Below are 15424 nucleotides of genomic sequence, written 5' to 3'. Positions count from 1 at the left end.
CTGTGAGGTAAAAACACATGACTTCCGCCACCATTCAGCCGGGCGGCGAAGCCTTCATCTACGAGGCAATTCGCACCCCGCGCGGCAAGGGCAAGAAGGACGGCTCCCTCCACGAGGTACGCCCGGTATCACTTCTCGTCGGCCTCATCGACGAAATTCGCAACCGCTTCCCGGAGCTGGATGAAGAACGCATCAGCGACCTCATCGTTGGCTGCGTCAGCCCGGTCGGCGACCAGGGTGCGGACATTGCCCGCACCGCAGCACTCACCGCAGGTCTGCCGTACCGCACCGGCGGTGTCCAGATCAACCGCTTCTGCGCTTCCGGCCTCTCCGCCATCAACTTGGCTGCTCAGAAAGTCCGCTCCGGCATGGACGAGCTCGTCCTCGCCGGTGGCGTCGAGTCCATGTCCCGCGTGCCAATGATGTCCGACGGCGGTGCAATGGCGATGGACGCACAGGTCTCGTTTGCGACCGACTTCGTCCCGCAGGGTATTTCCGCTGACCTGATTGCATCGCTCGACGGCTTTGACCGTGAGTCCCTCGACGAGATGGCAGCACTCTCCCACGCTCGTGCCGCAAAGGCTTGGTCTGAGGGCCGCTTTGACCGCTCCGTCGTCCCAGTCAAGGACGCTAACGGCCTGACCATCCTCGATCGTGATGAGACCATCCGCGAAGGCGTCTCCGCAGAGTCCCTCTCCGGTCTGCGCGCAGCCTTCACCATGATGGGTGAGCAGGGCGGCTTCGACGCAGTTGCACTGAAGAAGTACCCGCAGCTTGAGCGCATTAACCACGTCCACCATGCAGGTAACTCCTCCGGCATCGTCGATGGCGCTGCACTGACTCTGGTTGGCTCTGAGAAGGCCGGCGCAGACATGGGTCTGACCCCACGCGCACGCGTTGTCGCCACCGCCGTCAATGGTGTCGAGCCGACCATCATGCTGACCGGTATCGAGCCGGCTGTCCGCGAGGCACTGGCCAAGGCCAACCTGACCGTCGACGATATCGACGTCTGGGAAATCAACGAGGCGTTTGCCGCCGTCGTCAAGCACGCTCAGCAGAACCTGGGCATCGACTACGACAAGCTCAACATCAACGGTGGCGCAATGGCCATGGGTCACCCGCTGGGTGCAACCGGTGCCATGATCACCGGCGCCGCAATCGACGAGCTGCACCGCACCGGTGGCCGCTACGCTCTCATCTCGCTCTGCGTGGCTGGCGGCATGGGTGTTGCAACCATCATCGAGCGCGTCTAAAGCAAACCGGAACGAAACTCACAGCGACAATTACCGCGGTCACACCGCGATAACCACAAAGGACTGACTGATTTATGAGCACAGATAACATGTTCCGGTGGGATCAGGACGACGCCGGAATCGTCACCCTCACCATGGATGACCCGAATGCGCCGGTCAACACCATGAACAAGACCTTCCAGGACGACATCTGCGCCACCGTGGAGCGCCTGGAAAACGAAATTGGCGACGGCTCTGAGACCTCCATCAAGGGCATCATCATCACCTCTGCGAAGAAGACCTTCTTCGCAGGCGGCGACATCAAGCAGATGTCCAAGGCCACTGAAGACGATGCAGCTGACATGTTCGGCATGGTCGAGGACATGAAGGCCTCCCTGCGTCGCCTGGAGAAGCTCCCGGTGCCGATTGTTGCTGCCATCAATGGCGCAGCACTGGGCGGCGGCCTCGAGGTCGCGCTGGCTGCTAACCACCGCGTTGCTGCCGATGTCCGCGGTTCCAAGATTGGCCTGCCAGAGGTCACCCTCGGCCTGCTGCCGGGTGGCGGCGGCGTTTCCCGCGTCGTGCGCATGCTGGGCATTCAGGACGCGCTGATGAAGGTCATTCTGACCGGCGCTCAGATGAACCCGGGCAAGGCCCTCGCAGCTGGCCTCGTTGACGAGGTTGTTGCTCCGGAGCAGCTCATCGACACCGCCCGCGCATGGCTGACCAGCGAAGACGCCAAGGCCGCACAGCCGTGGGATGAGAAGGGCTTCAAGATCCCAGGCGGTGACCCGAAGACTCCTAAGTTCGCAATGAACCTGCCGTCCTTCCCGGCAAACCTGACCAAGCAGCTCAAGGGCTCCCCGATGAAGGCTCCGCGCCTTGCGATGCAGGCTGCCATCGAGGGCTCTCAGGTCGACATCGACACCGCACTGCGTATCGAGTCCCGCTACTTCACCGAACTGGTCACCGGTACCCAGTCGAAGAACATGATGCAGGCGTTCTTCTTCGACCTCAACCACGCTCAGGGCGGCGGCTCCCGTCCGCTGCAGGCTGACGGCACCCCGTACCCGAAGCGTGAGTTTAAGAAGGTGGCCGTTGTTGGCGCCGGCATGATGGGCGCAGGTATCGCCTACGTGTGCGCAAAGGCTGGCATGGAAGTTGTCCTGAAGGACATTTCCCTGGAGAACGCCGAGCGCGGCAAGTCCTACTCCGAGGGCCTGGAGGCGAAGGCTCTCAAGCGCGGTCGCACCACTGAGGAGAAGTCCGCAGCACTGCTGAACCGCATCAAGCCGACCGAGTCCTACGACGACCTGGCCGACGTCGACCTGGTCATTGAGGCCGTCTTCGAGAACACCGACCTCAAGCACAAGGTTCACGCCGAGATCGAGGCCGCAGTTCCGGAGACCTGCATCCTGGGCTCCAACACCTCCACCCTGCCGATTACCGAGCTGGCTTCCCACGTCAAGCGTGAGAAGGACTTCATCGGCCTGCACTTCTTCTCCCCGGTGGACAAGATGCAGCTGATTGAGATCATCTCCGGCGACAACACCGACCCGGCAATCCTCGCCGCTTCGCTGGACTTCGCTGTTGCAATCCGCAAGATCCCGATTGTTGTCACCGACTCCCGCGGTTTCTACACCTCCCGCGTCATCGGCACCGTCATCAACGAGGCCCTGCGCATGGTCGCTGAGGGCTACGACCCGGCCATCATCGAGGCCGCTGGTCGCCAGGCTGGTTACCCGGCACCGCAGCTCCAGCTTGCCGACGAGCTGAACCTCAAACTCATGGAGAAGATCGCTGGCGAGACCCGCGCTGCCGCCGAGGCTGCAGGCCAGACCCTGGACGAGGGCGGCGTACCGGCTCTGGTCGAGGCCATGCTGCACAAGTTCGAGCGCCCGGGCAAGCTCGAGGGCAAGGGCTTTTACGAGTACGTCGACGGCAAGCGCTCCGGTCTCTGGCCGGGCCTGTTCAACGAGCTCCGCGAAGAGCTGAACATCACCCCGATCGCTCCGGAGGACACCGACCTGCAGGAGCTGGTTGACCGCATGCTCTTCATCGAGGCCATCGAGACTCAGAAGTGCGTCGACGAGGGCGTTCTGCTTCACGACGCCGACGGCAACATCGGCTCCATCTTCGGTATCGGCTACCCGGCCTGGACCGGTGGTACTCGCCAGTTCATTAAGAACTACGACGGCGCCACTGTTGTCGACCCGGCCGCAGCTCACCCGGAGCGCCGCGGCGTCGCGGGCTTCGTCGAGCGCGCCGAAGAGCTGGCCGCTAAGCACGGTGAGCGCTTCAACGCTCCGGAGTCCCTGAAGAAGTAAGGCTACCCCGAGCGCACCCCGGTTGCTGGAATTGTTCCAGTAACCGGGGTTTTTCGCCTTCGAGATCACCTCTACGCGCGTAGCACCGCTGAACGCACCAGCGCGCCAACCCCAATTCGGCCTACCCGTTAAACTGCGCACATGGCTCGAAATGTCGCTGATCTTCCCACCGCACTGCCTGAACTCGCTATCTCCCAGGAGGGATTCGCCGCCCCATCACCGCAGCTGGTCATGCTTAACGACGAGCTCGCGACCCAACTCGGTCTCTCCCCACAGTGGCTCCGGTCAGACGCTGGCCTGAAGTTCCTCACTGGCCGCGGCGCCGATCACGGAGTCGGCCAGGAAACCGATACCCCACTCGGCGCATACACAACCCCGATGGCCACGGCCTATGCCGGCCACCAGTTCGGCAACTTCGCAGGCCTACTCGGTGATGGTCGCGCGCTCTTGCTTGCCACAGTTGAGGCTGAACCGGGGCTGACTGGGCTGCACTGTCCGCCTAACCAGCCCGACTGCCCCAAAGAGACAACCCACAGCGACAACACCCAGGCCTACGAGATTCAGGCGAAAGGCACCGGCCCCACGCCCTTCTCCCGTGGCGGTGACGGCAAAGCCACGCTGACCTCCGCCCTGCGGGAGTACCTCATCAGCGAAGCCATGTATGCACTCGGCATCCCCACCACCCGCGCGCTGGCGGTCATCAAAACCGGCGAAGAGATTTACCGCGGCTCGCAAACCCCATTCGACAACACCGACCCCACCACCGAACTTCAACCGGGTGGCATCGTCGTGCGCGTAGCATCCAGCCACCTGCGAGTTGGCACGTTCGAGCTGGTCGCTCGCTCCGGAACGGACACCGGAATCATGGATCGGCTCATCGAGTTCGCCGCGCAGCGGCATGGCTACGAGGGTTCGGCGGAGTCGGTTCTCCGGGACGTCGTCAAGCGGCAAGCTAATCTCGTTGCGGCGTGGCTGGCCTGTGGATTTGTCCACGGCGTGATGAACACCGACAATGCCAGCATCGCGGGCGAGACCATCGACTTTGGGCCGTGTGCGTTTCTGGATGCGCACGATCCGCGGGCGGTGTTTAGCAGCATTGATCGAGGCGGTCGATACGCGTTCGGCGCGCAGCCGACGATTGCCGGGTGGAACATGTCGAAGCTTGCGGAGACTTTGCTACCGCATTTCGCAGGCACCCCGGAGGAAGCCCTCGCACGCGCCCGCGACCTCCTGGGCGAATTCGCCGACGAGTTCACCGATGCGCTCAGCCGCAGGTGGCTGCCCAAGTTGGGGATTCTCCCCTCGCTTTACGACGACCCGCTGGCCATCCCCCTGGTGCAGCAGTGGCAGGCGTTGCTGGCGAAGTTTGGGCTCGACCATACGAATGCTCATCGGGCGCTGATTGAGGTTCTGGCCGATGGTGATGGGGATACAGTTGCTGCGTTGGCTGCGCTGACCAGGCTGACCGCTGATCCTGCGTTCCCCGCCGCCGCGGCTGAGTGGGGGCAGTTGTGGAAGCGGACGCGGAAGGAGCTGGGAATCGACCGGACGACGGCCCTGGCACTTATGGAGGAAACGAATCCGCTGTATATTCCGCGAAACCACCTGGTCACGGAAGCGTTAGCGGCGGCAGGGGCGGGGGATCTGACCGACTACCGGCACCTGCTGGAGGCGGTAACCAACCCCTTTGAGTCGCAAGACGTCCCAGCGGGGTTCACGGAGCCGGCACCGCGGGAGTTGGGTGCTTTCCACTCGTACTGCGGGACTTAATGCGCTGTCTCTCCGCCTCCTTCAAAGTCCACTTCCTCTTCCAAAACCCACTTCACGACACGGGTGTCACCTCGTGCCAACTGTGGAGGTGGCATGAGGTGACATAGCTGTCGTGAAGTCGCGGATGGGGCCCGCGGACGGGCCCAACGCGGGTAGGGCCCTGACTGAGTGCCAGCGGCGCGGAGAACCAAAGGGCAACCCCTGCGGGGGTGCCAGGATGTTACAACGTTGCACCACTGCACAGGATTAACTCCCCAATCGAGGGTAAAAGACACCGTCAAATAAGGGATGGTTCGCCTGATTAATACTCATATGTTTTTTGGACTTGTATGGTTAGAGACTGTATTGAACGGTCGTATCCAAACCTTAGAGCCCACCACACCCAAGTTGTCACCACCACCATTGCCTATGCAGGTGGGAGGTGGGTATCTAAGTCATTTGGAGTGAGCCGATCACCAAATTCATATCGCCTATCTGGCAGAATCTAGAAAGGCTCGCGATGCATAGACCCGTTGCCTCCGGCCCCTTCCACACCCGGCAGAAACTCCGGCGGAAGCTCCGACAGCGAGAGAAGTCCCGTGCCACAAAACTGCACGCAACAACGCTCAGCGGAAAAGGAAAGTTCACGCTGCATGTCCGCCAGATCCTGGCGGCTTTGCTGGTAATCGCCTTGCCAGGAAGCGCGCTCGCTGCCTGCAGCACTGACCAGCAACAGGTCGGCGCGGGGTTCATTGTGGTCCAGAACTCCGAACCACAGTCGCCGCTGTACACCACTGACACCAATGAAACCGGTGGTGGCGATATCCTCCGCATGCTCTACTCAGGTCTGGTGCGCTACGACACCGACGGCTCGATGATCCTGGACCATGCGGCAGAAATTAAGCCCAACGAGGACTCGACCCATTTCGACATCACGCTAAAACCGGGCTGGACCTTCCACAACGGCGAACCAGTCACCGCGCAGAGCTACATCGATGCCTGGAATTACGCTGCCTACGGCCCGAACCTGCAGAAGCAGCAGTCCTTCTTCGCCAACGTGCAGGGTTTTGATGCTGTTTCGGGAGAAAAGGCCACGGAGAAAACACTCTCCGGCCTGAAAAAGGTCGATGACCTGAGGTTCACCGTGGATCTGACCAACCCAGATTCTTCCTTCCCGCTCAGCCTCGGCTATGTCGCGTTTATGCCGCTGCCGAAGGCCGCGTTCGAAGACAAGAAGGCTTTCGGTGAACACCCAATCGGCAATGGACCGTACAAGATGGCCGAAGGCCGCGCTTGGCTGCACAACAACCAGCTAACTGTGGTTCGCAATGATGACTTCGCCGGTGAGCACAAGGCCCGTAACAACGGCCTGGTATACCGCTTCTACTCGGACGTGGACACCGCATATGCAGACCTCCAGGCCGGCCGCCTGGACACGCTGCCACGCACAATTCCACCAACGGCTCTCGCCAGCTTCCAAACCGACTTCCCCGACTCCAGCGCAAATGTCCCGACCTCGTCTTCGCAGTACTTCGCAATTCCGCGAAATCTGCCAGGTTTTTCGGGTGAAGAGGGCAAGCTTCGTCGTCAAGCGATTTCTATGGCGATTGACCGGAAACTAATCACTGAGAAGATTTTCTTCGACACCCGCACCCCGGCGCGCGAGTTCAGCTCGTTGACGCTCGGTGACCTTGACCCGAACGTACCTGGCCAAGAGGTGCTGGAATACAACCCGAAGAAGGCCCGCCAACTGTGGGCCGAAGCCAACAAAATTGCGCCGTTTACCGGCTCGTTCGACATCGCCTACAACGCCGACGGCGGACACCAGCAGTGGGTCGAAGCGGTGACCAACATGATTGGCGAGACCCTCGGCATCGATTCCCACGGCAAGGCCTACCCGACCTTCAAGCAGCTGCGCGATGAAATCTCCAACGAGACCATCACCAGCGGCTACCGCACTGGCTGGGCAGCTGACTACCCATCTGTGGCCAACTACATGATCCCGCAGTTCGTCACCGGTGGTTCCTCGAATGACAACCACTACTCCAATCCGGAGTTCGACAAGCTGATTCAGGAGGCGGCCTCGGCAAAGAGCGCAGAAGATGCCAAGCCGATTTATGTCAAGGCTCAGTCTGTGCTGATGGAGGACCTACCAGCGATTCCGCTGTGGTACCCCAATGCTTCGGTGGCGTGGAACCCGAAGCTGCGCAATGCCGTAGTGATGTGGGACGGCATCTTGGACTACCCAATGATTGAGAAGGACTAGCACCATGGGTTGGTATATCGGAAAGAGACTCCTGCAGATGGTGCCGGTTTTCTTCGGTGCCACACTGCTGATTTATGCAATGGTCTTCGCCATGCCAGGCGACCCCATCGCCGCACTAGCTGGCGATAAGCAGCTGCCACCGGAGCAGGTCGCAGCACTGCGCGCCCACTACCACCTGGATGAGCCTTTCCTCGTCCAGTACTGGGAGTATCTCAAGGGCCTGTTCACCCTGGATATGGGCGAGACCTTCTCCGGTCGCTCGGTCGGCGAGGAAATCGCGCTGGCCTTCCCTATTACAATTCGCCTGGCTCTGATGGCCGTTGCCATTGAGGCCATTTTCGGTATCGGCCTCGGCGTTATTGCCGGTATGCGCAAGGGCGGCTTCTTCGACTCCACCGTTCTGGTGATGTCCCTGCTGGTTATCGCAACTCCGACCTTCGTGCTCGGCTTCGTGGCCCGCTACCTCTTCGGTGTGCGCTGGGAGATTGTCTCCCCCACCGTTGGTAGCGATGCCTCCTTTACCTCCCTGCTGCTGCCGGCATTCGTGCTGGGTCTCGTCTCGGTTGCTTATGTTCTGCGACTGACGCGCTCCGAGGTCTCGTCGGCACGCCATGCCGACTTCGTGCGCACTGCCCGCGCCAAGGGCTTGCCAACCTCTGAAGTCACCCGCCGCCACATCTTGCGCAACTCGCTAATTCCCGTTGTGACCTTCATCGGCGCTGATCTCGCGGCTCTGATGGGCGGCGCAATTGTCACCGAGGGCATCTTCAACGTGCCAGGTATCGGTGGCCTGATCTTCCACGCCGTCCAGATTGGTGAAGCTCCCACCGTGGTCAGCATCGTGACCATCCTGGTGGTTATTTACATGTTCGCCAACTTGCTCATCGACTTGCTCTACGCAGTCCTGGATCCGAGGATTCGTTATGCCTAAGCCAGATTCGACGCAGTTAGATTCGACTCAGCCAGAAAAGCAGGCCAACGCCGTGCATACCGGCACCGCGCAGGCCAACACCGCGCAGGCCCCCGCCGCACAGGCGACGAACCCCGACCACAAGCAGTTGCCGGATACCCCGCCACTGGGGCTCTGGGGTTCGGCCTGGCAGAACCTGCGTTACCGCCCACTGTTCTGGGTTTCCGCATTCATTATTTTGCTCTCCATCGCAGTGGCCGCGTTCCCGTCGCTGTTCACCTCTGTGGACCCGACGGCGGCAAACCTGCGTGACTCGCTGGCCCCAGCCCGCGACGGCCACCCGATGGGCTTCACTCAGCAGGGCTACGACGTCTACGCCCGTGTCATCTACGGTGCCCGCGCCTCGGTCATCGTCGGCATCGGCGTCACCCTGGCCGTGACCGTGGTGGGCATCATCCTCGGTGCCATCGCTGGCTATCTCGGCGGTTGGGTCGACGCGGTGCTCTCCCGCATCACGGACATGTTCTTTGCCATCCCCCTGATTCTCGCCGGCATCGTGCTGATGCAGCTGTTTACCGAACGCACCATCTGGTCCGTGGTCTTCGTGCTCGCTGCTTTCGGCTGGCCGCAGATGGCGCGCGTGGTGCGTTCCTCGGTGATCTCGGTGAAGAACGAGGAATACGTCACCGCCTCCAAGGCGCTCGGTCTGTCCAGCACCGGCATTCTCTTCCGCCATGTGCTGCCGAACTGCCTCGCCCCTGTCATCGTCATGGCCACGACCTCACTGGGTATTTACATCGTCGCCGAGGCCACGCTGTCCTACCTGGGCATTGGCCTGCCGACGACCACCGTTTCCTGGGGCAACGACATCTCTGTCGCACAGCAGGTGCTCCGCCAGGCCCCGTCCAACCTGTTCTGGCCAGCACTCGCCCTGGCGATTACCGTTCTCGGCTTCATCCTCATGGGTGACGCTTTGAAGGATTCTCTCGACCCGAAGGAGCGTCGTCGATGAGCACCGACACCAATACTTCCGCAGCGCCCATTCTCACCTTGAAGGATGTCTGCATTGGCTTTCCGACGACCACAGCGTCCGGCCGCCGCAGTAAATCGTTGACCGATGTGGTGCATGACGTCGACCTGGAGGTTTTCCCCGGTGAGACGGTCGCCATTGTCGGCGAGTCCGGCTCGGGTAAGTCCACCACTGTCCACGCCGCGCTGGGGCTGTTGCCCGGTGATGGTGAAGTCACCGGTGGCACCATCACCTTCGATGGCCGTGACATCACACACCTGACCGACCGCGAGTTTGTTAGCATCCGCGGCAACGGCATCGGCCTGGTCCCCCAGGACCCGATGACCAATCTCAATCCGGTGTGGACCGTCGGTTCCCAGATTAAGGAGGCGCTGCGCGCTAACAACATAGCCACTGGCTCTGAGGCCCACAAAAAGGCGATTGAGCTGCTGGAACAGGCCGGCCTGCCAAACGCTAAAAAGCGTATCGACCAGTACCCGCACGAGTTCTCCGGTGGTATGCGCCAGCGCGCGCTTATCGCGATGGGCTTGGCCGCGCACCCAAAGCTGCTGATTGCCGATGAGCCCACTTCCGCTCTCGACGTGACCGTGGCGAAGAAGATCCTCGACCACCTCGACAAGCTCACTAGCGAACTCGGCACGTCCGTGGTGCTTATTACCCATGACCTCGGCTTGGCTGCCGAGCGCGCTGACCGACTCGTCATTATGCAAGCAGGACGTGTCGTGGAGACCGGCCCTGCTCTGGAAGTCCTCACCCGCCCGCAGCATCCATACACCAAGCAGCTAATCGCGGCGGCTCCATCGCTGGCTGCCCGGCGCGGTGATCGCGTGGTGGCGGCGCCGACGACATCGGATGCGGACCAGAAGGAGATTCTGGTCGCGAAGAACTTGGTGCGCGACTTTGCCATCCGCGGCGACCGTCCGTGGCGCAAGGATTCCTTCCGCGCCGTCGATGACATCAGCTTTACGCTGCGTCGCGGTCGCACCATCGGAATCGTGGGCGAATCCGGTTCAGGCAAGTCCACTGTCGCCAACATGGCGCTGGGGCTGCTCGATCCGACCGAAGGCGAAGTGCTTTTCGACGGCAAACGCGTCCAGGGCCGGAATCGTAAAGAGGAGCTGGAGCTGCGGCGTCGCATTCAGCCGATTTTCCAGAACCCGTATGCGACGCTGGACCCGATGCGCACGGTGCATTCCTCCATCGAGGAGCCGCTGCGGATTCACAAGATTGGCACCAAGAAGGAGCGTGAGCAGCGCGTATTCGAGCTTCTCGACCGCGTCGCTCTTCCCGCGGAAATGGGGCGCCGCTTCCCCGGTGAGCTGTCGGGTGGTCAGCGTCAGCGTGTGGCGATTGCGCGTGCACTGGCCCTGAACCCTGAGGTTGTGGTCTGTGACGAGGCGGTGTCAGCACTCGACGTGGTGGTGCAGGCTCAGGTGCTCGAACTACTCGCCGAGCTGCAGGAAGAGATGGATTTGGCCTACCTGTTTATTACGCACGACCTCGCTGTGGTGCGGCAGGTGGCTGATGAGGTCATCGTGATGGAGCACGGCAAGATGGTTGAACACCGTCCGACCGACGATCTCTTCGATCACCCGGAGAAGGAATACACCCAGCGGCTGCTGGACGCCATCCCTGGTGCGTCGTTGGATTTGGATCTGTAGCTGGGCGGTGGCCTGTTTCCCCAGGGCACTTCGCTCCGCCCCCCCTTCTGGGCCACTTCACGACACAGGCGTCACCTCGTACCAGCTGTGGAGGTGGCATGAGGTGACACCTGTGTCGTGAAGTCGCGAGGAGAGGCAGGCAGGCGAGCGGGAAGGCGGGAACGTGCAGGCGGGCAAGCAAGAACGGGCAAGCAGCCGGCTGCTACTCCTCGTCCAGCACCATGCGATAACCGACCCCCACCTCAGTGCGCAAGTACTTGTTGTGAGCCTGCTGAGGCTCAATCTTGTGGCGCAGCTGGGAGATGTAAACGCGCAGGTAGTTGGTCTCTTTTTCGTACTGGTCACCCCAGACGGCCTTGAGAAGCTCCAGTTTGGTCACCAGTTCGCCACGATGCTGCACCAGGTAGACCAGGATGTCCCACTCGCGCGGGGTCAGATGCACGAGCTCGTCCGCCACGAGAACTTGCCGTTTGGCCAGGTCAACCATTAGATGACCATCTGCGGAGGTCACCTTCGGCACCTCTTCGACCACTACTTTGCTAGCACGCCGCATGGTTGAACGCAGCCGAGCCAACAACTCCCCCATCGAGAAAGGCTTGGTGACGTAGTCATCGGCCCCTTCATTGAGGGCGTTGATTTTCCCCGCCTCGTCGTGACGTGCGGAGACAATCAGCACTGGAATATCGCTCCACCTGCGCAAAGAACGCAGAACTTCCAGGCCACTGACATCGGGCAAGCCCAGATCCAGGAGAACGGCGTCGGGCTTCCACTCGCTGACCGCGGCTAACGCCCGCGTGGCCGTTTGCGCGACACGTGGCTCGTAACCGCGGGCTTTTAAACTGACAAGCACAGTGCGGGCCATGGCGACATCATCCTCGACGATGAGTATCTTTCGCCCGGGTTTGTTGCCAGCCTGACCAGCGGGTTGTCCTGAACTGAGATTCATGGAATCCTACTTTCTCTCGCCCATTGCACGCGGCAACGTCAGCACGAAGGTAGCACCGCCGCCGGGTGTCTGTTCGGCGCGGATGGCGCCTCCCATGGCGTCGGCAAAACGCGAGGCGGCGGCAAGTCCCAGACCAAGGCCCTGAGATTGTGCCGAGTAGTCGCCAAGGCGTTGGAACGGTTGAAAAATCTCCTCCAACTTATCCTCCGGGATGCCCTTACCGTGGTCAATGATCAAAATGTCTATGCATGCGCTCGCAGCGATAGCACCCAGCGAGCCCATAACCGGCATGTCGGCGGGACCGCGCACACCGCGCTCGCTGGGCCGCGTACGAATGGTCAGGCTCGACTCCGGTGCGTACTGACGGCCGTTGATGACAATGTTGGAAACAATGCGCTGGATCAGCCCAGGATCGCCTTCCACCATGCAGGCGTCATGGTCAATATCGCGGTCAATGTGACCTGCGGCTTCCGGCAGCTCCGCACATACCGCGTCCACAACATCGGAGACGCTAACCGGCACACTTTCCACCCGCTTGGTGCTGGAGTCGATGCGGCTGGCATCGAGTAGGTTGCCAATGACCACCTCTAGGCGGTCAGCGGAACTCTCGATTGTCTCCATGAGGATGAGACGCGTTTCGTCGTCAAGCTCAACGTCCTCCATGTTCATGCTGGAGATCGCAGCCTTGATGCTGGCCAGCGGTGTGCGCAGGTCATGTGAAACGGCGGTCAGCACCGCGCTGCCCACGCGGTTGCCCGCCTCGAGGGCAGCGGTGGCGCGGCGCATCGCGGCGATTTCCTCCATGTCCATGAGCGCCCGGATGCGGGAACCGTGAGCCGCAATCATGGCAGTCTCAGCGGCGGTGAGTTCACGGCCACTGAGCACAAAGCGCAGGTCATCGCCGGAGCTGACCTTAGTCATCGGCAACTCTGTCGGCCACGGTTCGGACAAGCCGTGTTCGGCGGTGGTGACAATGGTCAACCACTTCTTGCGCTCTGAGGAGTAACGCTGCACGTCCACGCGCTCCATCGAGAACGTATCCGCCAAGCTGTGGACCAGGTTGGACATGTTGTCGCCATCGTGGACGACACCGTGTGCCAACTCGGACATTACGACTGCCTGATGCAAACTCCTGTCCGCCATCTCGCGGCGGCGCTCGGAACGCTCCACCACCGTCGCCACAGCTGCCGCAATCACACCGAAGAGCAGGATTTGAGCCAAGCTGGCCGGCTCGGTGATGGTCAGTGTTCTCACCGGGGCGGTGAAGTACCAGTTTGCCAGAATTGAGGAGACCACCACTGCCGCCAGCGCTGGCACCAACCCTGCCGCCATAGCGGCGAAGACTATCGGCATCAGATAGGTCAGCAGCAGTACGCCCAGGAACTCCGGGCCGGTGTCCAGCTGGTAGAGCAGCAACGTCAGTAGCACTGGCCCCACCAGTGCCAGCAGCCAACCGGTGATACGTCGCTCCTTGGAAAAGCGAGAGCGCAGTTTCTTGCGCCGCTTGGCTTTCTTCTCTGAGCTTGAGGAGATGATGTGCACATCGATGGGCCCAGCCTGGTCGATGATGCGCTGCGAGGTACTTAAGCCCACGTAGCGCCGCAGTCCTCGCTCCGAGCCAATGACCAGCTGCGATGCATTGACCGTGCGGGAGAACTCCAGCAGAATTCCCGGCACATCATCGCCCACGATGGTGCGCCACTGCCCACCCAGCGACTCGGTGAGATCCTGCAGCTTGCGCAGCCGACGCAGATACCCGCGGTCAAGGCCGTCGTCCTCGCCGGTGATGTGCACGACAATCATCTCGCGGCCGGCCACGCGACCGGTCATACGAGCACCGCGACGAATCATGGACTCCGCGTTCTCATCATCGCGCACGGCCACCACGACGCGCTCACGCGTGGTCCAGTGGTCGTCGATCTCCTCGTCTTCGCGGTAGGCATCGAGCACCTCCTCGACCTTGTCAGCCAGCCACAAAAGTGCCAGCTCACGCAGGGCGCTGAGGTTGCCCGGGCGGAAGTACTTGCGCAGCGCTAGTTCCGCTTGCTCCTTGCGGTAGATTTCGCCGCGAGACAGGCGGATGCGCAGGGCGTCCGGGCTCAAGTCGATGAGCTCAATCTCGTCCGCATCGCGGAGGACACGGTCGGGTACCGTCTCCATCTGGCGCACGCCGGTGACGGCCGCAACGACGTCGTTAAGCGATTCCAAGTGCTGGATGTTCATCGTCGAGATGACGTCGATGCCTGCGTCGAGAAGCTGGTAGACATCGTGCCAGCGCTTGCGTTGCTGAACGAACTCGTTGTCCGGCTCATCGGTAACGACGGTGTGCGCGAGCTCATCGACGAGGGCGACCTCGGGACGCATCTCGATAATCGCATCAACATCCAGCTCACGATAGGTGTTGCCGCGGTAGGACACCTTTCGACAATCCAACACTGGCAGGCCTTCGATGAGCTTCTTCGTCCGCTCGCGACCGTGGTGTTCCACCAGACCAATGACTACCTCGTGCCCACGGGAGTACAGATCGTGCCCCTCGCTCAACATGGCGCACGTCTTACCCACGCCCGGGGCGAACCCCAGGTAGACCTTCAGTTTTCCTCGCTTGGCCATTTCTTACAGACCTTTACTTGCCATACCTTGCCCAATCGCAGGATGCTTACTGTCCGTCTGTCAGAGCGGCGTTCAGCTTTACGACGTTGACCAGTCGCCCACCATCCTGCGAGCCCTGTTCCGTAATTGCGTTTTCACTATTTTCCGAGATCAACCGCTCAACCTCTGCCTGTGGCAGGTTGCGCTCCTTGGCCACGCGCGGTGCTTGCAGCTGTGCGTACTTCTCGGAGATATGCGGATCCAGACCGGAACCGGAGGCGGTGACTGCCTCCACCGGTACCTGGGCCGGGTCGATGCCCTCGCGGGCAGCGACATCGGTGCGGCGCTGTTCGATTTCAGCCTGGAACTCCTTGCTATACGGCGACACGTTCGATGCCGAAGACGACATCGCGTCGTAGCCATTATCCCCCGCAGCAGACGGGCGCGGGTAGAAAAACCCCGGCTTTGTCACTTCTTGGGCAATGAGCTCCGAGCCCTGGGCCTTGCCTGCGGAGTCATACATCATCGAGCCATCAGCGTTATCGGACCAGATTCGCCCCACTACCCAGATTGCGGCTGGGTACAGCAGGCCGATAACCACGGTGAGCAGCAAATATGCCTTGATTGTGGTGGATACCAACCGAAAGTTCTTGTTCATGTCCTTCTCGATTCTTTTCACATGTTGCGAGATGCCAAGTGCTGTGCGCTGGCTGC

At 61.3% G+C, this 15424-nt stretch carries 10 protein-coding genes; 7 read left to right on the top strand and 3 right to left on the bottom strand.

The window, feature by feature from the left end; all coding sequences use genetic code 11:
• Positions 1-17: 17 nt before the first annotated feature.
• The 7 genes from ADM64_RS03745 (at position 18) to ADM64_RS03715 (ending at position 11175) form a co-directional block, all read left to right on the top strand.
• On the top strand, positions 18-1253 hold the full coding sequence (locus ADM64_RS03745) for an acetyl-CoA C-acetyltransferase (protein WP_048734356.1): 1236 nt from the start codon (positions 18-20) through the stop codon (positions 1251-1253).
• Positions 1254-1327: 74 nt separating this feature from the next.
• A complete protein-coding gene (locus tag ADM64_RS03740) occupies positions 1328-3559 on the top strand; it encodes a 3-hydroxyacyl-CoA dehydrogenase NAD-binding domain-containing protein (protein WP_049193177.1) in 2232 nt (743 codons plus the stop codon).
• Positions 3560-3700: 141 nt separating this feature from the next.
• The gene (locus tag ADM64_RS03735) at positions 3701-5329 is read left to right on the top strand and encodes a protein adenylyltransferase SelO family protein (protein WP_049193175.1); all 1629 of its coding nucleotides are present in this window, start codon (positions 3701-3703) and stop codon (positions 5327-5329) included.
• Positions 5330-5828: 499 nt separating this feature from the next.
• A complete protein-coding gene (locus ADM64_RS03730) occupies positions 5829-7574 on the top strand; it encodes a peptide ABC transporter substrate-binding protein (RefSeq protein WP_049171778.1) in 1746 nt (581 codons plus the stop codon).
• Positions 7575-7578: 4 nt separating this feature from the next.
• A complete protein-coding gene (locus tag ADM64_RS03725; RefSeq protein WP_016421610.1) occupies positions 7579-8505 on the top strand; it encodes an ABC transporter permease in 927 nt (308 codons plus the stop codon).
• Positions 8498-9496 (top strand): ABC transporter permease, encoded by a 999-nt coding sequence (locus ADM64_RS03720; RefSeq protein ID WP_049171781.1) that lies wholly within the window; start codon positions 8498-8500, stop codon positions 9494-9496. Before ADM64_RS03725 ends, ADM64_RS03720 begins: the two co-directional genes overlap by 8 nt.
• Positions 9493-11175 (top strand): dipeptide ABC transporter ATP-binding protein, encoded by a 1683-nt coding sequence (locus ADM64_RS03715; RefSeq protein ID WP_049193174.1) that lies wholly within the window; start codon positions 9493-9495, stop codon positions 11173-11175. Before ADM64_RS03720 ends, ADM64_RS03715 begins: the two co-directional genes overlap by 4 nt.
• A gap of 202 nt (positions 11176-11377) precedes the next feature.
• On the opposite strand, the gene ADM64_RS03710 is transcribed toward ADM64_RS03715, so the two are convergent.
• From ADM64_RS03710 to kdpC, 3 genes are read right to left on the bottom strand one after another with little or no spacing between them, the layout of a single operon-like run.
• Positions 11378-12121 (bottom strand): response regulator transcription factor, encoded by a 744-nt coding sequence (locus ADM64_RS03710; protein ID WP_049181799.1) that lies wholly within the window; start codon positions 12119-12121, stop codon positions 11378-11380.
• A 6-nt stretch (positions 12122-12127) separates the two neighbouring features.
• Positions 12128-14731, bottom strand: a complete 2604-nt coding sequence (locus tag ADM64_RS03705; protein ID WP_048734314.1) for a sensor histidine kinase — start codon at positions 14729-14731, stop codon at positions 12128-12130.
• 46 nt (positions 14732-14777) lie between these two features.
• Positions 14778-15368, bottom strand: a complete 591-nt coding sequence (gene kdpC / locus ADM64_RS03700) for a K(+)-transporting ATPase subunit C (protein ID WP_048734312.1) — start codon at positions 15366-15368, stop codon at positions 14778-14780.
• Positions 15369-15424 lie beyond the last annotated feature (56 nt).

It is taken from the genome of Corynebacterium sp. 401_CJEI, from assembly GCF_001076435.1.
Taxonomy (GTDB): domain Bacteria; phylum Actinomycetota; class Actinomycetes; order Mycobacteriales; family Mycobacteriaceae; genus Corynebacterium; species Corynebacterium jeikeium_D.
The sequence above is the reverse complement of the archived record's forward strand: the minus strand, read 5'-3'. Positions and strand labels throughout refer to the sequence as shown.

Coding starts and splice junctions, on each gene's coding strand:
- ADM64_RS03745 (WP_048734356.1), top strand. CDS start 18: ATGACTTCCGCCACCATTCAGCCGGGCGGCGAAGCCTTCATCTACGAG.
- ADM64_RS03740 (WP_049193177.1), top strand. CDS start 1,328: ATGAGCACAGATAACATGTTCCGGTGGGATCAGGACGACGCCGGAATC.
- ADM64_RS03735 (WP_049193175.1), top strand. CDS start 3,701: ATGGCTCGAAATGTCGCTGATCTTCCCACCGCACTGCCTGAACTCGCT.
- ADM64_RS03730 (WP_049171778.1), top strand. CDS start 5,829: ATGCATAGACCCGTTGCCTCCGGCCCCTTCCACACCCGGCAGAAACTC.
- ADM64_RS03725 (WP_016421610.1), top strand. CDS start 7,579: ATGGGTTGGTATATCGGAAAGAGACTCCTGCAGATGGTGCCGGTTTTC.
- ADM64_RS03720 (WP_049171781.1), top strand. CDS start 8,498: ATGCCTAAGCCAGATTCGACGCAGTTAGATTCGACTCAGCCAGAAAAG.
- ADM64_RS03715 (WP_049193174.1), top strand. CDS start 9,493: ATGAGCACCGACACCAATACTTCCGCAGCGCCCATTCTCACCTTGAAG.
- ADM64_RS03710 (WP_049181799.1), bottom strand. CDS start 12,121: ATGAATCTCAGTTCAGGACAACCCGCTGGTCAGGCTGGCAACAAACCC.
- ADM64_RS03705 (WP_048734314.1), bottom strand. CDS start 14,731: ATGGCCAAGCGAGGAAAACTGAAGGTCTACCTGGGGTTCGCCCCGGGC.
- kdpC (WP_048734312.1), bottom strand. CDS start 15,368: ATGAACAAGAACTTTCGGTTGGTATCCACCACAATCAAGGCATATTTG.